At 61.7% G+C, this 24,002-nt stretch carries 21 protein-coding genes and 2 tRNA genes; 7 read left to right on the forward strand and 16 right to left on the reverse strand.

The features are described 5' to 3' along the window. Position 1: 1 nt before the first annotated feature. The 3 genes from RIF72_RS01040 to mnmA all read right to left on the reverse strand — a co-directional run bounded on the left by RIF72_RS01040 (position 2) and on the right by mnmA (position 4,141). On the reverse strand, positions 2 to 1,093 hold the full coding sequence (locus RIF72_RS01040) for an ABC transporter permease (RefSeq protein WP_309073048.1): 1,092 nt from the start codon (positions 1,091 to 1,093) through the stop codon (positions 2 to 4). A gap of 126 nt (positions 1,094 to 1,219) precedes the next feature. Next, positions 1,220 to 2,848, reverse strand: a complete 1,629-nt coding sequence (locus tag RIF72_RS01045) for an ABC transporter substrate-binding protein (RefSeq protein WP_309073049.1) — start codon at positions 2,846 to 2,848, stop codon at positions 1,220 to 1,222. Positions 2,849 to 3,019: 171 nt separating this feature from the next. Then, the gene (gene mnmA / locus RIF72_RS01050; protein WP_309073239.1) at positions 3,020 to 4,141 is read right to left on the reverse strand and encodes a tRNA 2-thiouridine(34) synthase MnmA; all 1,122 of its coding nucleotides are present in this window, start codon (positions 4,139 to 4,141) and stop codon (positions 3,020 to 3,022) included. A gap of 182 nt (positions 4,142 to 4,323) precedes the next feature. On the opposite strand from mnmA, the gene RIF72_RS01055 reads away from it, so the two are divergent. Beyond that, positions 4,324 to 5,559 (forward strand): FAD-dependent oxidoreductase, encoded by a 1,236-nt coding sequence (locus RIF72_RS01055; RefSeq protein WP_309073050.1) that lies wholly within the window; start codon positions 4,324 to 4,326, stop codon positions 5,557 to 5,559. 9 nt (positions 5,560 to 5,568) lie between these two features. Here the strand turns inward: RIF72_RS01055 and RIF72_RS01060 are convergent, their stop codons facing one another. The 4 genes from RIF72_RS01060 to RIF72_RS01075 form a co-directional block, all read right to left on the reverse strand. Then, positions 5,569 to 6,801, reverse strand: coding sequence for a cysteine desulfurase family protein (locus RIF72_RS01060; protein WP_309073051.1), 1,233 nt, complete (start codon positions 6,799 to 6,801; stop codon positions 5,569 to 5,571). Positions 6,802 to 6,857: 56 nt separating this feature from the next. Then, positions 6,858 to 7,541, reverse strand: coding sequence for a helix-turn-helix domain-containing protein (locus RIF72_RS01065; protein WP_309073052.1), 684 nt, complete (start codon positions 7,539 to 7,541; stop codon positions 6,858 to 6,860). 65 nt (positions 7,542 to 7,606) lie between these two features. Then, positions 7,607 to 8,284, reverse strand: coding sequence for a hypothetical protein (locus tag RIF72_RS01070; protein WP_309073053.1), 678 nt, complete (start codon positions 8,282 to 8,284; stop codon positions 7,607 to 7,609). Positions 8,285 to 8,419: 135 nt separating this feature from the next. Further along, positions 8,420 to 9,313 carry a diacylglycerol kinase family protein gene (locus RIF72_RS01075; protein ID WP_309073054.1) on the reverse strand — a complete coding sequence of 298 codons (894 nt, stop codon included), beginning with the start codon at positions 9,311 to 9,313 and terminating at the stop codon, positions 8,420 to 8,422. A 154-nt stretch (positions 9,314 to 9,467) separates the two neighbouring features. On the opposite strand from RIF72_RS01075, the gene RIF72_RS01080 reads away from it, so the two are divergent. From RIF72_RS01080 to RIF72_RS01095, 4 genes are all read left to right on the forward strand, one after another. After that, a complete protein-coding gene (locus tag RIF72_RS01080; protein ID WP_309073055.1) occupies positions 9,468 to 10,412 on the forward strand; it encodes a J domain-containing protein in 945 nt (314 codons plus the stop codon). A gap of 38 nt (positions 10,413 to 10,450) precedes the next feature. Further along, positions 10,451 to 10,918 (forward strand): tRNA (cytidine(34)-2'-O)-methyltransferase, encoded by a 468-nt coding sequence (locus RIF72_RS01085; RefSeq protein ID WP_309073056.1) that lies wholly within the window; start codon positions 10,451 to 10,453, stop codon positions 10,916 to 10,918. A gap of 188 nt (positions 10,919 to 11,106) precedes the next feature. Next, the gene (sigK, locus tag RIF72_RS01090) at positions 11,107 to 11,712 is read left to right on the forward strand and encodes an ECF RNA polymerase sigma factor SigK (protein ID WP_375164190.1); all 606 of its coding nucleotides are present in this window, start codon (positions 11,107 to 11,109) and stop codon (positions 11,710 to 11,712) included. A 1-nt stretch (position 11,713) separates the two neighbouring features. Then, positions 11,714 to 12,547: an anti-sigma factor gene (locus RIF72_RS01095; protein ID WP_309073058.1), complete on the forward strand. Its 834-nt coding sequence runs from the start codon at positions 11,714 to 11,716 to the stop codon at positions 12,545 to 12,547. Between the two features lie 102 nt (positions 12,548 to 12,649). Here RIF72_RS01095 and RIF72_RS01100 read toward each other — a convergent pair whose 3' ends face one another. From RIF72_RS01100 to RIF72_RS01125, 6 genes are all read right to left on the reverse strand, one after another. Next, positions 12,650 to 14,053, reverse strand: coding sequence for a gluconate:H+ symporter (locus RIF72_RS01100; RefSeq protein WP_309073059.1), 1,404 nt, complete (start codon positions 14,051 to 14,053; stop codon positions 12,650 to 12,652). Continuing rightward, complete coding sequence (locus RIF72_RS01105) at positions 14,050 to 14,595, reverse strand: gluconokinase (protein WP_309073060.1); 546 nt, start codon at positions 14,593 to 14,595, stop codon at positions 14,050 to 14,052. The genes RIF72_RS01100 and RIF72_RS01105 overlap by 4 nt, the downstream gene beginning before the upstream one ends. Before the next feature lie 74 nt (positions 14,596 to 14,669). After that, complete coding sequence (locus RIF72_RS01110) at positions 14,670 to 15,449, reverse strand: PIG-L deacetylase family protein (protein WP_309073061.1); 780 nt, start codon at positions 15,447 to 15,449, stop codon at positions 14,670 to 14,672. 5 nt (positions 15,450 to 15,454) lie between these two features. Next, complete coding sequence (locus RIF72_RS01115; protein ID WP_309073062.1) at positions 15,455 to 16,408, reverse strand: electron transfer flavoprotein subunit alpha/FixB family protein; 954 nt, start codon at positions 16,406 to 16,408, stop codon at positions 15,455 to 15,457. A gap of 14 nt (positions 16,409 to 16,422) precedes the next feature. Further along, complete coding sequence (locus RIF72_RS01120; protein ID WP_309073063.1) at positions 16,423 to 17,226, reverse strand: electron transfer flavoprotein subunit beta/FixA family protein; 804 nt, start codon at positions 17,224 to 17,226, stop codon at positions 16,423 to 16,425. A gap of 262 nt (positions 17,227 to 17,488) precedes the next feature. Further along, positions 17,489 to 19,132, reverse strand: a complete 1,644-nt coding sequence (locus RIF72_RS01125; protein ID WP_309073064.1) for a trypsin-like peptidase domain-containing protein — start codon at positions 19,130 to 19,132, stop codon at positions 17,489 to 17,491. A gap of 162 nt (positions 19,133 to 19,294) precedes the next feature. Here RIF72_RS01125 and RIF72_RS01130 point away from each other — a divergent pair, with 162 nt between their 5' ends. Further along, positions 19,295 to 21,511 (forward strand): TPM domain-containing protein, encoded by a 2,217-nt coding sequence (locus tag RIF72_RS01130; RefSeq protein ID WP_375164184.1) that lies wholly within the window; start codon positions 19,295 to 19,297, stop codon positions 21,509 to 21,511. A gap of 98 nt (positions 21,512 to 21,609) precedes the next feature. Beyond that, a complete protein-coding gene (locus RIF72_RS01135) occupies positions 21,610 to 22,398 on the forward strand; it encodes a PspA/IM30 family protein (RefSeq protein ID WP_309073066.1) in 789 nt (262 codons plus the stop codon). A gap of 108 nt (positions 22,399 to 22,506) precedes the next feature. On the opposite strand, the gene RIF72_RS01140 is transcribed toward RIF72_RS01135, so the two are convergent. The 3 genes from RIF72_RS01140 to RIF72_RS01150 all read right to left on the reverse strand — a co-directional run bounded on the left by RIF72_RS01140 (position 22,507) and on the right by RIF72_RS01150 (position 23,868). Beyond that, entirely contained in the window at positions 22,507 to 23,304 is a 798-nt protein-coding gene (locus RIF72_RS01140; protein ID WP_178996974.1) for a GntR family transcriptional regulator, read from the reverse strand. A gap of 120 nt (positions 23,305 to 23,424) precedes the next feature. Beyond that, positions 23,425 to 23,498, reverse strand: a tRNA-Met gene (locus RIF72_RS01145). Positions 23,499 to 23,794: 296 nt separating this feature from the next. After that, positions 23,795 to 23,868, reverse strand: a tRNA-Met gene (locus RIF72_RS01150). Positions 23,869 to 24,002: the final 134 nt, after the last annotated feature.

Consider the following 24,002-nt stretch of genomic DNA (forward strand, 5'->3'; position numbering starts at 1 on the left):
ATCAGTACCTCACTCGAGGGTCGATGAGCGCGGCAATGATATCCACCACGAAGTTGGTGACAGCCACAATGATGGCCAGCAATACAACGATCCCTTGGACGGCCACAAAGTCGCGCGCGTTAAGGTACTGCACAAGCTGATAACCCAGGCCCTTCCACTCAAAGGTGGTTTCGGTGAGGATGGCGCCACCCAGCATCAGGGCAATTTGCAGGCCCATGACAGTAATGATGGGAATCAGTGCCGGCTTGTAGGCGTGCTTGGTCACCAGGCGGAACTCACTGACGCCGCGGGAACGCCCTGCTTCGACGTAGTCCTTTCCGAGCGTGCCGATGACGTTGGTGCGCACCAGTCGCAGGAAGACGCCGGCGGTCAACAATCCGAGGGCTACCGCAGGGAGCACCGCGTGGGCCGCAATGTCCCCCAGAGCGGCGAAGTTCCCGCTGCGCAATGCATCCAGCCAGTAAATGCCTGACGGTGCAGCCAGGCCACTCATGGTCAACTCCGTCCGCGTTGAGGCGCGACCAGCCACGGGGAACCATCCAAGCCAAACGGAAAACGTCAGTTTGAGGAGTAGCCCGGAGAAGAAAACCGGTGTGGCGTAGCAGAGGATAGCGAAGAACCTCAGAAACGCGTCAGGGGTCTTGTCCCGGTGTTGTGCGGCAATGAGCCCGAAGGGGATGCCGACTGCGAGCGCGACGATCAGCGCGTTGATCGTCAACTCGAGTGTGGCTGCGCCGAAAGTGGTAAGTACCTCCACCACTGGCCGCCGGTCCGTGATGGTGCTGCCGAAATTGCCGGTAAGGAGTTGGCCAAGGTACTCGAAGTACTGGACCAGGACGGGCCGATCGTAGCCGGCCTCCTGTATTCGCTGTGCCAAGACGTCCGGGGGCAGTCGTCCGCCTTGCGATGCCGTAATGGGGTCTCCAATGACCCGCATCAGGAAAAAAACGAGAGTTACCAATATGAAGACGGTGGGGATGATCAGGAAAAACCTGACCACGATGTATCTGCCCAGCCCTCCCCCGGCTTTGGACTTGCTCTTGGGAGCAACGATGCCGGGCTCAGCCTCGGGGACCTCAATAAGTGTTGTCATTGTTACCTGCATTTCCTGCCCGTGGATTGCGCGGGGTTGTCTCGTGCGAGCCGGCCACGCGGGTGGTCAGCAAAGGAGGCGGGACACCGGATCAGTGTCCCGCCTCCCTTTCTCACAAAGGTGCGGTTACTTGGAAATTACTCCGAGACGGAACTTGAACGATGGGTCCAGCGTCTTTTCGACGCCGTTCACGCCGCTTCCGACTACCGCAACCTGGGCGCCTTGGAGCAGGGGCAGGGTGGAGATGTCCTTGGCCAGGGCGTTCTGGACATCCTTGATGGCAGCCTCGCGGCTGGTCTTGTCAGCATCCGTCAGTTGCTTGGCGATCAGCTCATTGACTTCGGGATTGTTGTAGTGGTTCTTCAGGAAGCCGCCTTCCGGGAAGAACGGTGTCAGGTAGTTGTCGGAATCGCTGAAGTCCGGGAACCAACCAAACTGGAACAAGGGGTACTCGTCGGCACGGCTGGCCTTGCTGTAAGTGACCCATTCGGTGGACTGCAGGTTCACGGTGAAGAGACCGGACTTCTCCAGTTGCTCCTTGACCATGGCGTATTCGTCGCCGGAGGATCCGCCGTAGTGGTCCGGGTTGTACTGCAGGTTCAGTGCCACGGGTTCCGTGATGCCGGCATCCGTCAGGACCTTCTTGGCCTTGTCCAGGCTCGGCTTTCCAGCGTCGCCATAGGCATCCTTGAACGACTCGTTGGCGCCGAGGAATCCGCTCGGAACGTTGGAGTACAGGGGCAGGTAGGTGCCCTTGTATACCTGGTCGGCGATGGCTTGGCGGTCAACCAGGTTGGCCACGGCCTGGCGGACGGCGAGTGCCTTTGCGGGGTCGGCACCGGCTGCCTTTGTTCCGTATGGCATGGTGTCGAAATTGAAGGTGATGTAACGGATCTCGCCACCCGGTCCAGTGAGGACTTTGACCTTTGAGTCCTTGCGGAGGTCGTCGATATCCGTGGCGCTTAGGCTGCGGAAGGCTACGTCAATGGCTCCTTGCTGGATTTCCAGCTTCATGTTGGTGGGGCTGGCGTAGTACTTGATGGTGGCAGCATCATTGGCAGGCTTGCCAAGAACGCCTTGGTAGTCCGCGAAGGCCTTGAAGCTGACCAGTTCGTTCTTCTTGTAGCTGTCGATCGTGTACTGGCCGTAGAACGCGTTCGCCTTGATGATCTCGTCGTCCGAGAGAATCGTGTCGGCCGGGAAGACTTCATCGTCCACGATCGGCGCGGCAGGGCTGCTGAGGATCTGGCTGAACGTCTGGTCGTTGGCGTTCTTCAACTTGAATACCACCGTGGTGGCATCGGGAGTGCTCACGCTTTCGATGTTGGTCAGCAGCGAGGCAGGTCCGGCGGGATCGTTGATGGCCACCTGCCGATCGAAGGAGTGTTTGACGTCCTTGGAGTCCAGCGTGTGCCCGTTGGCCCACTTGAGCCCCGACTTGAGCTTGACGGTGTATTCCGACGGCGCCGTGAACGACGACGATTCGGCGAGGTCGGGAACGGGCTCCGCACCGCCGGGCTCGGAGTTCAGGAGGAATGAGTAGACCTGGTTCATCACCATAAACGAACCATTGTCATAGGACCCTGCGGGGTCCAAGGACGTGACTTTGTCGGTAGTGCCGTAGGCGATGGGGCCGGCGGCAGCCGGGGCGGCTGATGAACCGCCGCCGGAGGGTCCCGTGCATGCCGTCAGAGCGAGCGCGGAGATGCCCGCCAGCGCGATAACGCCGTGCAGGGCCTTCTTGTTCAGTGCCATCTGGTGAACCTTCTGTTCGATGGAATCGGCGCGCCGCCGAGGGATATTTGTGACGGCGCACACTCTTGATTCCACGATTCAATCAGACTTCGATGGCCCCGAACCCTTCATTTTGTGATTCGAGACACAAAATTTACTTTCCAGTAGGTTTCGCCAGGAAGGCGCTGGCTCCTAGAGGACTTCCCGCTGAAGTGAACGGGCGGCGTCAATAGTAGCCTGCCCCAGGACGCGGCTGCCCTGATAGAGAACGACGGTCTGGCCTGGGGCCACACCCCTCAGCGGATCCGTCAATGTGACAACCAGCTGGGCACGCTCCACGCCGGATTCGTCAACAACGGATTCCACACGGGCGATTGCCGGAACAGGATCGCCGTGGGCCCGGACCTGCGCGTGGCAGTCGAACTCAGCGCCGGTGGCAACTTCGGAAATGGGCTTGCCGGCCCACGAAACTTTGATACCGCGGATTTCATCGATCGCCAGCAGGGCTTCCGGTCCCACAACAACCTTGTTTTCCTTGGGACGGATTTCCAGGACAAACCGGGGCTTACCGTCCGCCGCGGGGGTTCCCAGCTTCAGACCGCGCCGCTGCCCCACAGTGAACGCGTTGGCACCGGGATGTTCGCCAACCTTGACACCGGTTTCGTCAACGATGTCCCCGGTGGTCATGTCAATCTTTTCGGCCAACCACCCGCGGGTGTCGCCGTCGGAAATAAAGCAGATGTCGTGGCTGTCCGGCTTGTTGGCCACGGACAGTCCGCGACGCTCGGCTTCGGCACGCACCTCAGCCTTGGAAGGGGTGTCCGCCAGCGGGAACATGGAGTGCTTGAGTTGCTCGTGGGTCAGGACACCGAGAACGTAGCTCTGGTCCTTGGCCCAATCCGCGGCGCGGTGGAGTTCCCGGTTGCCGTCGGCGTCTTCGATGACTTTGGCATAGTGACCGGTGCATACGGCGTCGAAGCCCAGTGCAATTGCCTTTTCCAGAAGCGCGGCGAACTTGATCCGCTCGTTGCACCGCATGCAAGGGTTGGGCGTCCTGCCCGCAGCGTACTCATCAATGAAGTCCTGGACGACGTCTTCCTTGAAGCGCTCCGAGAAGTCCCACACGTAGTAGGGAATGCCCAGGACGTCGCAGGCACGCCAGGCATCTCGCGAGTCCTCAATGGTGCAGCAGCCCCGGCTTCCTGTGCGCAGGGTGCCGGGCATGCGCGACAACGCGAGGTGGACTCCGACGACGTCGTGTCCGGCCTCGACGGCCCGGGCTGCGGCCACGGCGGAATCTACTCCGCCGCTCATTGCTGCAAGTACTCGCATGCTGACTTTCTGTTTTTGTGGGATTTGGAGCAACTGATCCGGCTGGGAAGAGTCGGCGTGCCCATCCATTCTAGCCCGTTGTGCCACGCACGCCCTAAAACCTATTGACTGGCCCCCTCCCATCCTTCTAAAGTCAAGATTACTGGTTTTAGAAACGAGCTGACATGACAAACGAACGTATCGTCATTGTGGGCGGTGGGCTCGCCGGGGCGACTGCAGCCAAGACCCTCCGGGCCGAGGGTTTTGGAGGGGACGTCACCCTGGTGGCCGCCGAGCATCGGACGCCCTATATACGACCGCCCCTGTCAAAGGAATTCCTCTTAGGCAAAGCTGATGCGGATTCTGCGCTGGTGGTACCAGTGAACTGGTACGGGGAGAACGACGTCGAGCTTCTTCTTGGCAGCCTTACCAGCAGCATCGACCCGGCTGGTCATGAGGTTACTTTGGCCAATGGCCGACGCCTCGGCTACTCCAAACTACTCCTGGCCACAGGTGCCAGGCCTCGTACCATCCCGCTTCCCGGTGCAGACCTTGACGGAGTCCTGACCTTCCGGACACTGGATGACAGCCTGCGACTTCAGTCTCTCCTGAAAGACGGAGGACGGAGGGTGGTGATGATCGGGTCCGGATGGATCGGCATGGAACTGGCTGCCGCAGCCCGCACGTACGGCAACGACGTCACACTGCTGGGACTGGAAGACGTACCTCTCAGTGCCGCCATTGGACCAGAACTCGGCACATACTTCCAGCGGCTCCATGAAGGCCAAGGCGTCATTTTCCGCCTCCCGGCAAGCGCCGCCGGAATCGATGGTCAGGACGGCAAGGCGACGGCGGTTCGCACCAATACCGGCGAAACTCTGCCTGCCGACGTCGTAATCGTTGCCGTCGGCGTCGTACCGGACACAGCACTTGCCAAAGCCGCAGGGCTTGAAATACGCAATGGAATACTGGTGGATGCCGGGCTGAGGTCCAGCGCTCCGGATGTGCTGGCCGCAGGAGATGTGGCCAACGCACTCCATCCCTTTACCGGCGAGCATCACCGCAGCGAGCATTGGGCCAACGCACTCAACGGTGGCAAAGTGGCAGCAAAGTCCATGATGAGCCAGGACGCCACGCTGGATGCGGTGCCCTACTTCTATACGGACCAGTTCAACCTCAGCATGGAGTACTCAGGTTTTCCTTCTCTGGCCGCCGGAATCCCACCGGTGATTCGCGGATCACTGGAGGAGGGCAGCTTCATTGCTTTCTGGGTGAGGGACGCTAACGTAGTGGCCGGAATGAGCGTCAACCAGAGCCGGGTTCAGAAAGCTATCAAGGCCCTGATTTCGAGACGCGTCCCGGTAGACGCAGCCAAACTAACGGATCCCGGCGTACCGCTGGACGAACTACTGCCCGGATAGCAGAAGTCGCTACAAAGTTTCCGCCGACGCTTGCCGGGCTACCGTCGCCGCTGTTTGAATGCGCGATTCATGGCCGGCCATTCCTGCCTGCCGGGCCCTGAGGCACGCCTCGGGAAGTGCCTTCAGGAGCGCATCCACATCCGCCTCGGTGGAATTGTGGCCCAGGGAAAATCGCTGGGCGCCGCGGGCAGCGTCCTCGTCCAAACCCATGGCCAAGAGGACGTGCGACGGCCGCGGAACCCCAGCAGTACATGCCGAACCCGTTGAGGATTCAACACCTGCCAGGTCCAGGAGGAACAACAGTGAGTCTCCTTCACAACCAGGGAAGGTGAAGTGGGCGTTTCCCGGCAGCCGACCGTTCCCGGGAGCACCGCGCAGCACTGCGTCCGGAACCGAATCGAGTACCCCGCGAATGAGGCGGTCGCGCAACACGCTGAGGCGTTCACGTTCACGCTCCAGATTTGCCGTCACAGCCTCCGCTGCTGCGGCAAAGGCAGCAATTGCAGGGGTGTCCAACGTCCCGGAACGGACATCGCGCTCCTGGCCGCCGCCGTGCTGCACCGGCGTCAACTTCACAGCCCTCCCCAGGAAAAGGGCGCCGACCCCCACGGGACCACCAAGCTTGTGTCCTGAGACGGACATCGCCGAGAGTCCTGAGCCGCGAAAATCCACGGGAACGGAACCGAAAGCCTGGACAGCATCGGAGTGGACCGGGATGCCATACGGCTTGGCCAGCTCCACGACGTCCGTAACCGGCTGGATGGTGCCTACTTCATTGTTGGCCCACATCACGGTGATCAGGGCTACCGATTCGGGATCCCGTTCGATTTCATGCCTGATGACATCCAACCGGACCTTCCCCTCAGCATCCACGGGAAGCCATACAACGTGCGCGCCTTCGTGCTTTTCAAGCCACTCAACGGTATCCATGACCGCATGATGCTCGACGGCGGAGCAAAGTATGCGTATCCGGCGCGGGTTCTCTTCCCGCCTGGCCCAATACAGCCCCTTGACCGCCAGATTGTCCGCTTCCGTCCCGCCTGAGGTGAAAATAACCTCTGACGGATGCGCCCCGGCAGCCGCGGCGAGTGTCTCCCGGGCATCCTCTACCGCCCGCCTCGCGCGGCGGCCTGCGCCGTGCAGCGACGAAGGATTCCCCGTCCGCGCAAGCTCGCGCGTCATGACAGTCAGCGCTTCGGCCGACAGGGGCGTGGTTGCAGCATGATCAAGGTATACAGGCACCCTGTAATTCTACCGACGGCGAGCCCTTGGGAGCCGAGCATTCAAGAACCAAGCGCTCAGGAATCGCCCTCAAGGGCTTTGATGCGCGCACAGCACTGTCCCAGGCCATGGTCCGGAACTGGCTCTACCACGTCGGCACTGAGTCCGGAGGCCGTCGCCGCGGCGTTGAGGAAGGCGCCGTTCATGGCGCACACAACGTCCCTATGGTCCCGCGACAAGCGATGGAAAGGACAGTTAAGCAGGCGGTATCCCCCGGAGGCATCGGGGGTGGGCTGGTATCCAAGCTCCGAGATCGCACCCAGGAAGTCGCCGGGCCTTCCCGACTCGCTTCCCTTGGCTGCGGCGACCTCACGCAGGGCCGCCGCAACGGGTGCGCCACCGGCCTCAGCACGCTTGATGGCTGTTGCCATGAGGTGGCCGGCGAGGTCGTAGCGCCTCTCCGGGATGGAGACGCCGATCTCATCCATCACTGGAATGTAGAGTTTTGAAGGCCGCCCCGACCCCGGTCCCGTCCTGTCAGGCGACTTCCTGAACTCGACCCGCAGGAGTCCTTCGCGGACCAAGCGATCCAAATGGAAAGACACTGAACTGCGGGGCAACTCCAGAGCCAAGGCCGCCTCATCCCGACCCACCGCACTCCCGGAACTCAGAAGGTATTCGTACAGCCTGCGGCGGTTCTCGTCGTCCAGGGACGCGACGGCAGCGATTTTGCGAATCCACGGGAGGTCGAAGGTGCCCATGAATCAACGGTATCTCTAAAAATAAGAATCGTTGCTTTATTCGCTGACCGCACCAGGGGAATGGATCAGGACGGCGGCACCACGACAAGCCGGGATACGGTCTCACCACGCGCTTGCGTCAAGGTGTTGTCATCCGGGCATGCCAGGGAGACGTACACCGAGGATGCAGGGGCGCTGAACAACCTGGCCAAGACAATAGCTGACTGACCGCCGGATGCTGACGAGGATTCCAAACTGAGGAACTCAACGCTTTGTTGCGGTTTGTCAGAGTCTTCCCCCCAACGCAACGACCCCGGCTTCAAACTGTCCACCGCAACACCGGCATTCAGGTAAGTGAACAATTCCTTGGTGGAAGCGACGTCGTCGCCAGGCACCACCAACGGGCCCTGATTCACACTGACCCGGACCGCGAGCACGCATCCGTCCGTCTTCTTGTACCTGGTTTCGCCCTGCAGTGCGGAGTGAACCACTGACCAGCCAGGCACTTCCTCCAATCGAGTGGAGACGGTGACGGGCTCCCCCGGTGCCAAAGTTCCCCCTGCTGCCAGTGGCAAGTCCTTCTCGGCCACCGCGGCGGCGTCGTGTCCAGGAGTGATGGTGGGAGTCGCCAGCGTTGAGGCCGACGGTGAAGGCTTCGGAGCCGCCGGGTCGGGGACGTTGACGGTGCAGCCAACCAGCAGGACGCCTGCGGCTCCAGCGGCAACCGAGCCAGCCAGTCGACGTCGAACGTTGTTCCCCACCATGTCTCCTTGTCTCGTGTCCAAGCCATTGCTGCCTGAGCCGCTACTGCCTGATATCTGGCACCCTCTGGCGCGGCCTGTCGCCGCGATCGAGTCTAGCCCCCAACGGCAACGATGCTCCGCTACCACCGCAGCGCACTAGGCAAGCACCCATAGGCCTGCGGGGACAAGGTCAACGACGACGGGCAACTCCGCGATGCGCTCACCGTCGGCGTAGGCCACCACCCCGTTGGCGTCCAACTGCACCTTCCGGACGCGCTTGATCTCCACGGCCGGATGGCTGGTGTGCCTCCCAGCGAAAACCTTGGGAAACACAGCAAGGAAGCTGAGCCGCGACAATGGCTTCACCACAAACATGTCCAGCCACCCGTCGTCGGGTAAGGCGTTGGGTGTAATGTTCATGCCCCCGCCTATGAACTGTCCGTTGGCCACTGAAATGAGCAAGGCAGGTTGACGCCAGGTTACACAATCGGCGGTCACCGTATAGGTAATGTGCCGGAAGGAAACCAGCTCCCTGAGCATCGCAAGGTTGTACCGGCTCTTCCCGTGCGGCCACCGCCAGGAATTGGCCCGTTCGTTGACGGCTGCATCAAAGCCGGCGGACAGGACGCCCGCGAAGTATGTGGTCTCACCGCCTGCGGCAACCCGTCCGACGTCGATCCTGCGCCCGCCTGTCTCCAGCGCGGCCAGCAGCCAGCGGCACGCGGCGCCGGTGTCGTTCAGCGGCAACGCCAACAGCCTCGCCACATCGTTGCCTGTTCCGGCGGGAACAATGCCGAGGGGAACATCCATCCCGGCGAGCGCATTGACACCCAAGTGGACCATGCCGTCGCCACCCACCACTACCAAGGCCTCCACACCGGCCGCCAAGGTCACATCAACCGCCCTCCGCAGGGCGTAGTAATTGTCCGCTTCAAGTACGACGACGTCCAGGCCGGCGGCGCGGAGGAGACCCACGGCTTGGTGCCCGGCATCGCGCCCTCGGCCGAATGAGGCAGCAGGGTTAATGGCGACAGCGATTTTGGTCGGCATCGTCAGTGGTTATCGGTCGCCGAAGGTTTCACAGCGTGAATTATGCCAGCGGGAACCACGGGCCCCGTTACCAACGTTCACATAGTGGCTGGATAAACTTGCCTGTACCGCGCTTCTTCAGAAGCGCACCATCACCATAGAGAAGGGCCCGTGCTTGGCCGAGGGCAACAGCTCGCACTATCAGGTTCTCCGCGTTTCCGTCACCGCTACGGACAAGGAGATCAAAGTGGCCTACCGTAAGGCTGCCCGGAAGGCCCACCCCGATCATGGTGGAGAAGCGGAGATGTTCCGGCGTGTAACCCTCGCGTACGAAACCCTGATTGATCCCCAACGAAGGGCCGAATACGACCGCAGGTACGCCCGGGGGGCCTCAGGCGTGAGCCAACCGCGGCCGGGTGACTACACTGGCACTGCCGCGCCGGGTCCTTCCGCCACCACAAACGTCAAACGACCCCAGGCCCAGCGCAATACTGCGGGCGACCCCCCGGTATATGTGCCCGCCTTTGACGATCCCAACGAAGTTCCCCTCATTTCAGCGGCAGAGGCGGCTCAGCAGGTCCACGGCCTCCCACGCAAACGCGGCATCTTTGGAGCCGAGGCCCGCATTCAACGCGAGATGCGCACGGTCCAGCTCATCAGCCGGCAGGTCCTGCCCGCCATCCCCGCTGCCCGGCTGATCAACGGGCTGCGCTCGCCGTCGGACAACAATCACATCGATCACGCCGTCCTTTCCGGCTACCGGCTGGCGTTGATCGGTTCCATGCTGCTGCCCAAGGGCGCCTATGCCTGGGACGGCCACTCGCTGCGGCACGGCGGGCGTTCGGTAGCTCCACCGCAGCTCGCACACATCGTCCGCCACATGCAGGACCTCTTTCCCGAACTCAATGTCACCGGCTGGGTGGTTCTGCACAGTCCTGACGGCAACCTCCACGAGCCTGTGATCGACCAGTACGGCAAGGGCCAGTCGAGCCACAACCCTGTGGAAGTCGTCAACGCGGCAGGGCTGGTGAGGGGGCTCAAGCAATTTCTCAGCTCAGGGCCAGCCCCGAACACCGTGGTGATACCCGTCCTGGCACGGCTGCTTCGCGGGATGCACTAGGCGCTGCCAGCCTCTACGCGGCTGACTAAGATGGAACAGTGTTCCGCATCCTCTTCCACACTCCAGAAATTCCGGGCAATACGGGCAATGCCATCCGCTTGGCCGCCATCACGGGGGCTGAGCTTCACTTGGTGGAGCCCCTTGGCTTTGATTTTTCCGATGCCAAGCTCCGTCGCGCCGGTCTTGATTACCACGACCTCGCCGTAGTTACAGTCCATAAGGACATCGAGGCCGCTTGGGCTGTGCTCAAGCCGGAACGGGTTTTCGCCTACACCTCGGACGGCGAGACGTCCTATACGGATATCAGTTACCGCGAAGGCGACGTCCTGATGTTCGGTCCGGAATCCGTGGGCCTGCCGGATTGGCTCAAGCAGGATCCGCACGTTACAGCGCGTGTTCGCCTTCCCATGAAACCTTCTCTGCGCTCGCTCAACCTGGCCAACGCCGCTTCGATCGCCGTCTTTGAAGCTTGGCGGCAGAACGGATTTGCCGGCGCCAAGGTATAGCCCATCCAACGGCGCCACAGCGCCGAATACCTGATGCAGGACATTTCCTGCCTTGGACATTCGTTGAGGGAGCCTACGTGAGCGCGCTGCAGAACAGGGTGACAACGGCAAGCCGCTGCACCGCCGCGCCTTCGACGCAATCCCGTTATGCTGCCGGTTTCAAACGGGACGACATATGCTGGACGGTGATGGACATCCCCAACAATCCCGGCCCCCCGGTCTCCGAAGCTACGGGCTCTGCGACTGATCTGAACTCGCAGCTGACTGGCTTGCTCGAACTCGTGGCAGCAGGCGACCAGCAGGCTTTCGCCGAGTTCTACAGCCTCACCTCGCGGCGTGTGTTCGGTATGGCCAGGCGCGTCCTGATAGACCCTGACCTTAGCGAGGACGCCACCCAGGAGGTCTATATCCAGGTCTGGCAGGGTGCTGCAAAATTCGACCGTGCCGCAGGCAGCCCGCTGGCTTGGCTCATGACCATTGCCCATCGGAGGGCCATCGACCGTGTCCGCGCCGTGCAAGCAGCAACTGACCGCGAGGCCAGATACGGCGCAGCCAGCCAGGACCCGGACCGGGACCTGGTGGCGGAGGAAGCCGACACCAACCTGGAGGCCGAAGCTGTCAGCCGCTGCCTGGGTACGCTCACTGACACTCAGCGCGAATCCGTCCGACTCGCATACTACGGTGGACTGACCTACCGGGAAGTAGCCGAGCATCTGGGCGCTGCCGTCCCGACCATCAAATCCCGCATCCGGGATGGACTACTACGGCTGAAGACCTGCCTGGGGGCGGGTTGACATGAGTGAAAACACCAGTGGAGGCTTTATCCGCAGAATGTTTGCCAACGACATCGCCACCGACCTCGCTGAGGGCCGCGTCCTCGAACTGGCGGAAATCTATGCCTTGGACGCCGTGAGCCACGACGAACGGGACATGATCGACGACTACATCAAGGACGCTCCGGAAGGTCCTGCTTTCCTGGAGCGCGTGCGCGAAGCCCGCGAAACCCTGGCAGCCAGTTTCGCGCCTGAGGAAGCACCACCGGCCCGCCTCCTGGACAACATCATGGAACGCATCACCACCGATGCTGCTGTCCAAGCCCCTTCTGCACCGGCCGCCCCACCGGTTGCGGGTCCCGCCGTCGACGACCTCGCGGCTGCCAGGGCTAAGCGCGAGGAACGTACGCGCACCGGTGGCGCACGCAGATGGATCATCGGAGCTGCTGCAGCAGCCGTGATTGCACTCGGTGGTATCGGAGTGGGCGCCTACGTCGCGGCGCAGAATGACCCGGTCAACCAGGTACTGCAGGCACAGGATGTCCAGAAGAAGTCCGCGCCTGTTCCCGGCGGTGGCACGGCCACTATCTCTGCATCTTCGGCCAAGGACTCCTTCGTTGTTTTGATGGATGGCGTGGCACCTGCCCCGGAGGGCAAGGTGTACCAGCTGTGGACCCTCCCCAAGGACGGCTCCGCCCCTGTGCCTCAGGGCACCATGGATGCCGAGACTCTTTCCAAGCCGGCCGTTGTGAAGGGCCTGTCCTCAGCTTCGTCCGTAGCCATCACCGTGGAACCCACGGGCGGGTCAAGCGCCCCCACCTCAGACCCGGTCCTGGTGGTCGGACTCAGCGCCTGACTCTTTGTCGGATTAACACACGACGGCGGCCGTCCCACCCAAGGGCCGGCCGCCGTCGTGCGTTTGTCGGTTGCTTTCGCGGTTACAACACAGTTTTCCCAGCTACAACAGGAGCGAGAGAAGCATCACGAAGCCGAAGCCCACCACGGAGATCAGCGTTTCCATCACGGACCAGGTTTTGAATGTCTGTCCAACGGTAAGCCCGAACAGCTCCTTGACCAGCCAGAATCCGGCATCGTTGACGTGGGACAGGAACAGGGAGCCCGCGCCGATGGCCAAGGCCAACAAGGCAGCGTGTGTCGGGCTCAGGCTGCTGGCCAGGGGTGCCACAATTCCCGCAGCCGTCACAGTCGCCACTGTCGCTGAACCCGTGGCCAGGCGGAGAGCCACTGCCACGATGAAGCCAAGCACCAGAACCGACATGTTGGCGCCTTCAGCCCATTTCTTGACTGAATCGCCGACCCCGGCACCGATCAAAGTCTGCTTAAAGCCACCACCGGCGCCCACAATCAGGAGGATTGCGGCGATGGGTCCCAGGCTCTCACCCAACTTGGCTGTGATCCTGCTGCCGGTGAAGCCTACAGCGTATCCGAACGTCACTATTGCCAGGAGGACCGCCAGCGTCATGGCCACCAGGGGCTGGCCCACGAAGTCAAAGAAGATCCTGATTGCCGGTGCCGTTTCAGGGTTTGGCCAGATGATGCCACCCAAGGCCTTCAACAGCATGAGGACCACAGGGAAGATGATGGTCAGAAGTGTCACAAGGAACGACGGCTGACGCTTCACTTCGCTAAGGTCAGCTGCGTGCTGGGTATCAATGCCTCCGGCCACGGCCGGCGCGCCCACAGGTACCCACCGGGCAGCCAACCGTGAGAAGAGCGGGCCACAGATGATGACCGTGGGGATCGCCACGAGGATGCCCAAGCCGAGCGTTGTTCCAAGTTCCGCTTTGACTGCGCTGATCGCAATCAGTGGGCCCGGGTGCGGCGGCACCAATCCGTGAAGCACGGAGAGGCCAGCCAACGCCGGGATCGCGATACGCATCAGCTTCATCTTGGACCGCTGCGTTACCAGGACGATCACCGGAAGCAGCAGAACGAGCCCGATTTCGAAGAACATCGGCAAGCCGATAATCACAGCCACGAGCGTGATCATCCACACGAGCTTGTTACCGCTGGCCTTGGCCAACAGAGTGTCCACCACCCGGTTTGCCCCGCCGGAATCAGCCAGCAGCTTCCCGAGCATGGCTCCGAGCGCAATGAGCAGGCCGACCTCCTTGAGGACGCTGCCTACGCCGTCCTCGAAGTTGGTGATGACTTTGCCAAGTTCGACGCCTGACGCCAGCCCCACAAACGCCGAGCCCAAGACCAGTGCCAGAAACGGATGAAGTTTCAGCTTGGCGATCAGCGCCACAATCAATGCAATACCCAGCGCTGCCACGACAAGGAGTTGGGTGTCGTGCTCAGTCCATTCCTGTACCTGCGTCGCCGTTTCCAGGACCTTCACGAGGCGGTGGCTTCGGCGCCGGCACCTGTGGGCCGGAGACCAAGCCGTTCAATCACTTCGTCGGCTTCTTCAGCCGGCGACGCGGAAACGCACAAGGAGATGTAGTTCTCGTCCTCCGTGGGTTCCTCAAGTGCGTCGAACTGCGATTCCAAGAGCGACGGCGGCATGAAGTGGCCGTGCCGGGAGGCAAGGCGATCCGAAATCCTGTCCTTGCTCCCCTGCAGGAAGACGAACACCACACCCTCGCCCCGGAGGACATCGCGGTACTTCTTTTTCAGTGCCGAGCAGGTGATGATCGCCGGAGTTCCGGCATCCACGTGTGTCCGGATCCAATCAGAGATGATGCCCAACCATGGCCAGCGGTCCTCATCACTGAGGGCCTGCCCGGAGTGCATCTTCGCCACGTTCGCTTCAGGGTGGAGGTCGTCGCCTTCGGCGAGGTCCCATCCAAGTTTCCCTGCCAGTACGCCGGCAACAGTCGATTTGCCCGAACCGGAGACTCCCATAATCACCAGAACAGGTTGCTGCGCAGTCTTCGCCATCAAAGTCTGCCTTCCTCGAATAAATATGATTTAACCGAGATCAAGCATATGACACGGGTTACACCACGGCAACGTCAGAAGCCTGCGATGGTGCTGGAACCGTTGACGGACACCACGTGGAAGGCCTCTGCGCTGGTTCCGGCAGGGAGGCCCGCCCGCTTCCCGTTGGCCAGCATCAGGCTCCGGACTACGCTCTCCATGCCTTCAAGATCCGGGTGCTGGCTTGCATGGACGCGGATGGCATCAAGCTTTGCGTCCACCTGGTCCGAGACGTCCACAAAATGGTTCTCCCTGGCGTCCGGGCTGGAGATAAACCACAGCCATGGCAGCTTGAAGGCAGTAAGTCCTTCTGCGGCCAGCTCCGGGTAGGCAAAGGGATTTTCCACTGCCGGGTAAACCGCCCGGGTAACGGCTTCACCGGCCGCGAGATGGTCAGGATGGCTCTTCTGGAGGCGATCCCAGTTCCTTTCGGGATGCATGGTGAGCACGATGTCGGGACGGATCTGGCGAATCAGCTTCACCACTTGCTTGATGACGCCATGTGTCGGCTCCAGGTAGCCATCAAGCTCGTGCAGGTAATGGATGTCTTTGACACCCACCAGGGCGGCCGCCCGCTGTTGCTCCTCTGCACGGAGTTCGGTGATCCGTTCTCTGTCCACCGGATCGAAACCGCCGGCGTCGCCGTCGGTCATGATGCAATAGCTGACCTCGACGCCGGCCGCCGTCCAGGCCGCGATGGTCCCTGCAGCGCCAAAGTCGATGTCGTCAGGATGGGCAGTAAAACAAAGCACCCGCTCAACGCGCTCCGTGGAGGCGTCGAACGGGCTCTCTGCTGACGTAGCGTCAGAGGACAAAGGGATCAGCCTTTCCGCTTCTTGATCTCCGCAGTTGCCTGCGGCAGTACCTTGAAGAGGTCACCAACGATGCCGTAGTCGGCAATCTCGAACACCGGCGATTCTGCGTCCTTGTTGATGGCCACAATGACCTTGGAAGTCTGCATTCCGGCCTTTTGCTGGATGGCGCCAGAGATCCCGGCAGAAATGTACAGCTGCGGTGATACCGTAACGCCAGTCTGGCCAACTTGCGCGTCGTGGCCGATCCACCCCGCGTCGGTAGCAGCGCGGGACGCGCCAACTGCCGCGCCCAAGGCGTCGGCCAGCTCTTCGAGGGGCCCGAAGTCACCATCGACGCCACGGCCACCGGCGACCACGATCCTTGCTTCGCTAAGGTCAGGTCGGCCACTGACGGGCTTCTCGGTCCGTGCTGCGATACGTGCGGCGTTCGCCAAGCCGTCAGCGGGAACCTCAACCGTTGCAGTGGCCGGAGCAGCGGCCGCACCTGCGGGCGCAGGTTCTACGTTGTTGGCTTTGACCGAAAGAACCGTCACCGGGGTGGTGGCCTTCGCGGTGGTGTTGTAGGAGCCCGCCAGGACCGACTTATGAGCGGTGCCGTCAGCCTCAACGCCCACGACGTCCGTGATGACGCCGGCGTTGAGCTTGATGCCAAGCCTGCCTGCGATTTCCTTGCCCTCAGGCGAGTTGTCCAGGAGTACCGTCGTAGCTCCGGACGCTGCCACAGCAGCGGCGAGGTAGGCGGCCTTGGGCCCTACCAAGTAGTTGTCGAGGTCCTCCACCGACGGCTGGTAGACCGTAGTGGCGCCGTATGCACCCAAGGTGGCGGCGACGTCGTCGTGCAGCTGCCCGGTGAACGCGACGGCGGTCTCCCCCAGGGAACGGGCGATGGTCAGGAGCTCCAGGCTGCTCTTCTTGAGAGCTGCTCCCGGGTTATCAATGAAAACAAGTGCATTTGCCATGGTTGGAATCCCCTTTAGAGCAGCTTCTGTGCGGCGAGGAAATCGACCAGCTTAATGCCGGCGTCGCCGTCGTCGGTGATGATGGTCCCGGCTGTGCGCGGTGGGCGGGCCTCTGCAGACTCCACCACTGTCCAAGAGCCGGCCAAGCCTACCTGCGAAGCGTCCACACCGACGTCAGCCAGCGACAAGGAGGCGATCTTCTTCTTCTTGGCAGCCAGGATTCCCTTGAAGTTGGGGTAGCGGGGTTCGTTGATCTGATCGGTCACCGAGACCACTGCAGGGAGTTGCGCTTCAACAGTCTCGGAGAAGGCGCCGGCATCGCGGCGGGCACTGACCTGTCCGCCCGTTACCTCAAGGCTGGAGGCAAAGGTGACCTGCGGGAACGACAAACGCTCGGCAAGCTGGGCCGGGATGAGCGAAGTCTCGCCATCAGTGGATGCCATACCCGTCAGAACCAGGTCCACCGGCCGGCCATCGGCCGAAATGTGGCGGATGGCTGCGGCAAGCGCCAGCGATGTAGCAGCAGCATCCGAACCGGCCAAAGCGTCGTCGCTGAGGTGGACGCCGGAATACGCACCGATCTGGAGTGACTTCTTCACAGCATTGACCGCACCGGACGGGCCCATGCTCAAGGCAATGACCTCGTTTCCAGCCTTCGGGCCGCCGCGTTCCTCCGCCAGTTGGAGCGCCGCCTCGAGGGCGTACTCGTCCAGTTCGGACAAAATGCTCTCGTCACGGTCGGTTGTGTTGCCAGGTCCGGTGATGTGCCGGTCGAACTGGGCGTCCGGGACGTGCTTGACCAGAACGACAATCTTCAATGTCTCTTCCACTGTCTTCGAAGCAGCCTTCCATGCTTGTGGACGGCCAAACGCAGCAGCGTGGCCGTAAATTGCCCATCGTGCGGGCTCGTCCTAGCTAAGCATATTGCCCGCGGAAAACCACTCCCAGCGTTAAGTCCTGTTTCAGCTACGCGCGATGCTTTTCGTGTGCAGTTCTCCGCCTGGCCACAGCAAAACGGCGGGCGGCACCAGAGAGGTGCCGTCCGCCGTCGTGCGTTGTTCCTGCCTGCTGTTGGGCCGCCTACTGCTGGGCAGCGTCAAGGGTGACTTCAACCTCTTGCGTCTGGCCACCACGCTGAATGGTGACCTTCACCTTGGCACCGGCCGGCTGTTCGCGAACAGCGGCGGTCAATTGGTTGGGATCGCTCACGGTGTAGTCGCCAAACTTGGTTACAACATCGCCAACCTTTAGCCCAGCCTTGGCAGCCGCCGAACCCGACGTCACCGAGGCAACCTCGGCCCCTACGGAAAAGCCTGAATCGCTGCCCGAAGAGGACTTCGAACGAACGGACACACCAAACTGTCCATGACTGGCTTTGCCGGTGTCGATGATCTCCTGCGCGACGCGCTTGGCGTGATTGATCGGGACACTGAAGCCAACGCCGATGTTGCCGGTGGACGTTTCGGAGTTTCCGCTGCCCGCGGAAGCGATGGCTACGTTGACGCCAATAACTTCACCCTTGCTGTTCACCAAAGCACCGCCGGAGTTACCGGGGTTGATGGCGGCATCGGTCTGGATGACATTAATGGCAATCGAACCCGCGTTGGCTGCGCTCTGGCCCTGGCCACCGTTCGGTGGTGCGAACTGGAAGCCTTCGTCGTCGCCCTGGCTCTCATCCGGAGTGCCTTCCGGTACAGCAGACGACGCAACACTAATGGTGCGGTTGAGCGTAGAAACGATGCCGTCCGTCACCGTGCCGGTGAGGCCCAGCGGCGAACCGATGGCGACGGCGGTGTCCCCCACGTTGATCTTGGACGAGTCACCCAGAGTCGCCGGGACCAGGCCCGATGCGTCGCTCACCTTGATGACAGCAAGGTCCGACAACGGATCCGTGCCAACCACGGTGGCCTTCAGGACCTTTCCGTCGTTCGTCCGGACCTCGATGGCGGCGTTGGCGGTAGCACCATCCAACGTAACGACGTGGGTATTGGTGAGGATATGGCCCTGGTCGTCGAGGATGATGCCGGAACCCGTGCCACCCTCGTTGCCACTGGTCGCCTTGATGGTCACCACGCTGGGCGATGCCTTGGCTGCCGCAGCGGTAATGACGTTCACGTCGTCTTTGTTGTTCACGATGACCGTGCTGGACTGCCCGCCTGTCGTAGCAGCCGGGGCGGGGTTATCCCACAGCGCGTTACTGCCGGCCACTACACCGCCACCGATCAAGCCCGCCGCAAGCATGCTTGCCACAAGGGTACCGACGCCGAATGCCGGCTTGCGCTTGTTGGCTACCGCCGAAGAGTGGCCGGGGACCTGCTGCATTCCGGGGCCATTCTGGCCTTGGGCATTCTGGCCTTGGGCATTCTGGAATCCCTGCGCGTTGTGGAACTGGGTGCCGGCATTTCCATTGGCGCCGGGGTTTGAACCACCGTAGAACGGCTGGTGCTGGGGGTAGCTCGGTCGGTGAGCCGGTTCGTGCTGCTGCGGAGCGCCGTAGTACTGCGGCGGCTGCGGTTGCTGCGACTGCTGCTGGGTTGCTGGCGGCTGGAAGGCAGGCAGCGGAGTAGTGGGCTGAGCTGTGTCTTCCGTCCCGGCTCCACGTCCTGAAGTCCAGGCAGGCTGCTGCTGGGTGGCGGCCGCATCGCCCTGTTCCCGCGTCGTATTCCGCGGCTCTGATGGCTCGCGGTTCTCTGGTGCGGTGCCCTGCGCTGGGTTCTCCGTCATGGGTCGTCCTTTCGTCCTCGTCTCCAACAACTATGTACCTAATAACTGGAACAAAAGCGGACGTTCGCTGGGAGCTTCCTGAAAGGTCCGAACCCGTGCGGCTTACCCTTCAAAAAAGACCCCCAACGGGTCAACAATCCAGCTCTCTCCTATATTTCGCTGGTGGCATATTCACGCCTGTGGACGGGTTATGGGGTGCACCATAGAATCAAGAGGAATTGCCACAGCGACCTGCGGCTTTACACCATGCGTGGGGGCGCTGAGCATTCTGTGACGATTGGTACGCCTTGTTCCAGTCGCAGACGTGCTGAAGGGTTGCACATGCGGTCAATAGTTAAACGAGTACTCGCCGTTATCGGCCTGGCTGGAATGCTGGCCCTGCCGGCTGGCGCAGCCTGGGCCGAGAGCCCGGTGACACTCGATCCCACCACCAAAATCGTGGACTCTGCCGGCGTGCTCGGTGGAGATAAAGCGAAGGTTCAAGAGGCTATCCAGAAGCTCGGCACGGACCACGCAATGACGCTGCACGCTGTGTTTGTAAAGCGGTTCGAGGACCCTGCCGACCGTGTGGAGTGGGCTGCGGCCGTAGCGGACAAAGCACAGCTTGGCTCTAACGCCATGCTGCTCACCGTAGCTACCGACACACGGCAATATCTGCTGAGCAAACCCAGCAACAGCAAGATCACCAACGCACAGCGCGACACCATTGCCAGTAAGGCGATTGACCCCCAGCTGCGTGCGGATAACTATGCGCAGGCTGTCATTGATGCAGCAGCAGCCATCGGAGATGCTGCCGGTGGAGGCAGCGGGACAGTCCCGAACGGTAACGCCGGCGTCGGCGTCCTCGTCGGAGTTGGCGTGGTGGCAGCTGGCGGCGCGGGAACTTACCTCTACCTCCGAAACCGGCGCAAGAAGGGCAGCACCCAGGCCGTGAGCGCCAGCTACGGCCCGCAGGGTGAGGAACTTGATCCCCTGGCCGGTCTTAGCATTCCGGAGCTGCGCCAGAAGAGCGGCTCACTGTTGATCGAGGCGGACGACGCCATCAAGTCCAGCGAGCAGGAACTCGGGTTCGCGCAGGCGCAGTACGGTGATTCCGCGATTGGCAACTTCACCAAAGCCTTGGAAGAGGCGAAGGGCCACATGACGGAATCCTTCAAGCTGCAGCAGCAGCTGGATGACCACATTCCTGACACCGAAGAGCAGCAGCGGAGCTGGCTCGGCGAGATCATTCGCCGCTCAGAAGCCGCCTTGGCATCCCTACGGGACCAGAAAGCCGACTTCGACTCCTTGCGCGAGCTTGAGAAGAACGCACCTCAAGCTCTGGCAGCGCTGACTGCGGGAGCCAAGGAGGCCGATGCGAAGATCTCCAACTCAGAGCAATCCCTTGAGGGCTTGCGCGCCAAGTATGCCGAATCAGCGTTGACCCAGGTCTCTGACAACATTCTGCAGGCCAAGGAGCGCCTCGCGTTTGTGCAGAACGCCGTCACTGCCGCCCAAGAGAAGTTGGCAACGGGCGAGAACAGCATGGCTGCTGTCGCCGTTCGTGCTGCAGAGGAAAGCCTGCACCAGACCAACGTGCTGATCGATGCCATCTCCAAGACGGCGAGTAGCTTGGATGAGGCCCGCGCCTCCCTGGAAGGAGCCGTAGCGGAAACCAGCCAGGACCTTGCCCAAGCACGGGCGATGATCCAGTCCGGCGAACACCCGGAACTCGCGGGCCCCGTGGCTGGCGTGGAAGCCGCCTTGGCACAGGTGAAGACCGAGATCCAAGGCGGAAAGATCGATCCAATCGCGACGCTGAGTCGCGTTGAGTCAGCCCACCAGGCGCTCGATCAGTCATTGTCCGGCATCCGCGATCAGCAGGAGCAGGCCCGGCGCGCCCAGGCCTCGCTGCAGCAGACAATCATGGCCGCACAGGCGCAGATCAGCGCAACGTCGGACTACATTACAGCCCGTCGCGGCGGTGTGGGCACAGAGGCCCGAACCAGGTTGGCGGAGGCCCAGCGCAACCTCGACTACGCGCTCTCCATCTCGCGCAATGATCCTGTTACTGCACTTACCTACGCCCAGCAGGCGCATTCGCTTGCGGCCCAGGCGGCACAACTCGCACAGTCCGACGTTGACCGGTTCGGTTACGCAGACCAAGGCTACGGCCGTGGCGGAATGTTCGGCGGGGGTGGCGGAGGCGGTGGCCTCGGTGGCGCAATCCTTGGCGGCATCCTCATCAACTCCATCCTGAACGGCGGAGGCGGCGGCTGGGGCGGTGGCGGCAATGACGGCGGTGGCGACGGGGGCTTCTTCGGTGGCGGCGGCGATTCTGGCGGCGGCTTCGACGGCGGCGGCTGGGGCGGCGACGGCGGCGGTGGAGGCGACTTCTAGCCATACAGACTAGGCGGGGTCCATGCCCTGCATAGAAGCGGTACAACAACTGATTACTGATTTCAGTGTCACCACTGAGCAGGACGAAAGGCAACACCATGGTTAAGCAGTCCATTTTCGGTCGGATCTCACAGCTCGCCAAGGCAAACATCAACGCCTTGCTGGACCAGGCTGAGGATCCGCAGAAGATGCTGGACCAGATGGTCCGCGACTACACGAACAACATTGCCGAGGCCGAATCAGCCGTGGCCCAGACCATCGGCAATCTCCGGATGCTGCAGGCGGACTACAACGAAGACGTCAAAAATGCTCAGGACTGGGGCAACAAGGCCCTTGCGGCATCCCGGAAAGCCGATGAGTACCGCGCTGCCGGTGACGCAACTGATGCCCAGAAGTTCGATAACCTCGCCAAGGTAGCCATTCAGCGCCAAATGACTGCGGAGTCCGAGGCAAAGGCAGCAGAACCGAGCATCGCTTCCCAGACGGAGGTAGTGGACAAGCTCAAGACAGGGCTTGACCAGATGAAGAACAAACTGAACCAGCTCACCGCCAAGCGCAACGAGTTGGTGGCACGCTCCAAGACCGCTGCAGCGCAGTCCCAGGTGCACGATGCCCTTAAGAGCATCGACATCATGGATCCCACCAGCGAGGTGGGCCGCTTCGAAGAGAAGATCCGTCGCGAAGAGGCCAAGGTCCTGGGCCAGCAGGAACTCGCCAGCTCCAGCCTCGATGCGCAGTTCAACCAGCTCGAAGACCTCGGAGAGCAAACCGAGATCGAGGCCCGACTTGCGGCCTTGAAGTCGGGCGGTTCGAAGCCTGCCATCGGCGCGGGAGCCCCTGCATCAACAGGCGCAACCGTAGACGAAGCTGACTTCGACAAGCTCTAGGAACCAACCGGGCTGTAACCACCGATCGGACGGACTGTCCACAACGTACCGCTGAACCAAGAAATGGGCCGGATCCTCGCAGGGATCCGGCCCATTTTGCGTTTCCACCTAACCGGCCGAAGGAACTGGCGAATCCTGGCCGGGACTGACGTCGGTTGCCACTTCAGCGCGGATTTCGAATCCTTTGGGGTGGAAGTAGGTCACAGTGCACTCCAGGACCTCTCCATGAGGGCCCAAGGTGGTCCGCTCCAGCCGCGGCACCATGGCGAACCCGCGGACGTTGAGGGCGTCTGCCAAGTGTTCTGGCGGCGCATGCATGGTCACTGTGATTTCCGCCCTATGAAGGGGCTTCAGCGTCCTGTCCTGGATGACTTGGTAGATGGAGTTCCGTTCGGCATCCGCGAGGCTGATGTGACGGCCAATATGCGACGGGATGAAAATCTCCGCAATGGCATAGGGCCATCCGGCACTTGAGTAGGAGCGGCGAATGACCAGAACGAGATTGTCATCGGAAACCAGCTTGGCTGGCACCGATTTATCCTTCTCCATCCACTTGTATTCGATGAGTCCCTTGACAGTCTTCATGCCCGCCGCCGTGAACGTCTCCATGAACGGTGCCAGACGATTCAGCATCTTGACGGGGCGCTGAGCCATCACGAACGTCCCTTTGCCCTGCCTCCGGACCAGCAGGCCCTTCACAACCAGAGTTTCGATCGCCTTCCGGACGGTGGTCCGGCTAATGCCGTAGGCGTCCATCAGGGACTCTTCGGTGGGGATCCGCGACCCCGGCTCCAGGCGGCTGACTTGATCCGTCAGAACGTCTGCCACCTGCTGATACACGGCAACAGGGCTGTCCCTTTGGAGGACTTCACGCTCGAGGCCAAACTTGTAGTCGTCATTGACCATTGGGCCGTCCCATCCATTTCTTGCCCCAGCAATCCAGGCTTGATGCTAGCACCGGCGTGCCGGTGCACACTTAAACAAAAGATCCGGATCAGTTCTCACTGATCCGGATCTTTTCTCCAGTTGCGGGGACAGGATTTGAACCTGTGACCTCTGGGTTATGAGCCCAGCGAGCTACCGAACTGCTCCACCCCGCGTCGCAAGAACAACTCTACCGCACCCTGCAGGGTGCTTCTGACCATATGGTACCTAAGGTGCCGCAGATCACTCCCCCAAGCCTAAACACCTCACCGCACCTGTGGCCGCGGACAGGGATTCGCTTCCGCGACGGCCCGCCAACGCCTCGACAGCTCACGATTCAAGACGTCACCCATTCACCCCGTCAAGCCCGAGGGACGTAACGAGCGCCGGTCTTGGGAAGATGCCGGCGTGGCGGGCTGGGGCAAAATAAAAGGTCCGAATCAGTGTTTACTGATCCGGACCTTTTCTCCAGTTGCGGGGACAGGATTTGAACCTGTGACCTCTGGGTTATGAGCCCAGCGAGCTACCGAACTGCTCCACCCCGCGTCGCAAGAACAACATTACCGCCCGGTGAATGGCAGACCAAATCGTGGCGACGTGATGTGCGTCTCGCCAACGGAAAAGGCCGGTGCAAGCTCCCCGGAAGGGAGCAGGCACCGGCCTTTCAAGCGCCTACAGAA

This window comes from Paenarthrobacter sp., from assembly GCF_031180005.1.
GTDB lineage: Bacteria > Actinomycetota > Actinomycetes > Actinomycetales > Micrococcaceae > Arthrobacter.

What these genes read in the sequence shown, in the direction of transcription:
- RIF72_RS01115 (WP_309073062.1), bottom strand. Translation starts at nt 16,408, where the DNA reads ATGGCAAATGCACTTGTTTTCATTGATAACCCGGGAGCAGCTCTCAAG.
- RIF72_RS01070 (WP_309073053.1), bottom strand. Translation starts at nt 8,284, where the DNA reads ATGGTGGGGAACAACGTTCGACGTCGACTGGCTGGCTCGGTTGCCGCT.
- RIF72_RS01065 (WP_309073052.1), bottom strand. Translation starts at nt 7,541, where the DNA reads ATGGGCACCTTCGACCTCCCGTGGATTCGCAAAATCGCTGCCGTCGCG.
- RIF72_RS01105 (WP_309073060.1), bottom strand. Translation starts at nt 14,595, where the DNA reads ATGGCGAAGACTGCGCAGCAACCTGTTCTGGTGATTATGGGAGTCTCC.
- sigK (WP_375164190.1), top strand. Translation starts at nt 11,107, where the DNA reads ATGGACATCCCCAACAATCCCGGCCCCCCGGTCTCCGAAGCTACGGGC.
- RIF72_RS01045 (WP_309073049.1), bottom strand. Translation starts at nt 2,848, where the DNA reads ATGGCACTGAACAAGAAGGCCCTGCACGGCGTTATCGCGCTGGCGGGC.
- RIF72_RS01125 (WP_309073064.1), bottom strand. Translation starts at nt 19,132, where the DNA reads ATGACGGAGAACCCAGCGCAGGGCACCGCACCAGAGAACCGCGAGCCA.
- mnmA (WP_309073239.1), bottom strand. Translation starts at nt 4,141, where the DNA reads ATGAGCGGCGGAGTAGATTCCGCCGTGGCCGCAGCCCGGGCCGTCGAG.
- RIF72_RS01095 (WP_309073058.1), top strand. Translation starts at nt 11,714, where the DNA reads ATGAGTGAAAACACCAGTGGAGGCTTTATCCGCAGAATGTTTGCCAAC.
- RIF72_RS01055 (WP_309073050.1), top strand. Translation starts at nt 4,324, where the DNA reads ATGACAAACGAACGTATCGTCATTGTGGGCGGTGGGCTCGCCGGGGCG.
- RIF72_RS01140 (WP_178996974.1), bottom strand. Translation starts at nt 23,304, where the DNA reads ATGGTCAATGACGACTACAAGTTTGGCCTCGAGCGTGAAGTCCTCCAA.
- RIF72_RS01135 (WP_309073066.1), top strand. Translation starts at nt 21,610, where the DNA reads ATGGTTAAGCAGTCCATTTTCGGTCGGATCTCACAGCTCGCCAAGGCA.
- RIF72_RS01040 (WP_309073048.1), bottom strand. Translation starts at nt 1,093, where the DNA reads ATGACAACACTTATTGAGGTCCCCGAGGCTGAGCCCGGCATCGTTGCT.
- RIF72_RS01075 (WP_309073054.1), bottom strand. Translation starts at nt 9,313, where the DNA reads ATGCCGACCAAAATCGCTGTCGCCATTAACCCTGCTGCCTCATTCGGC.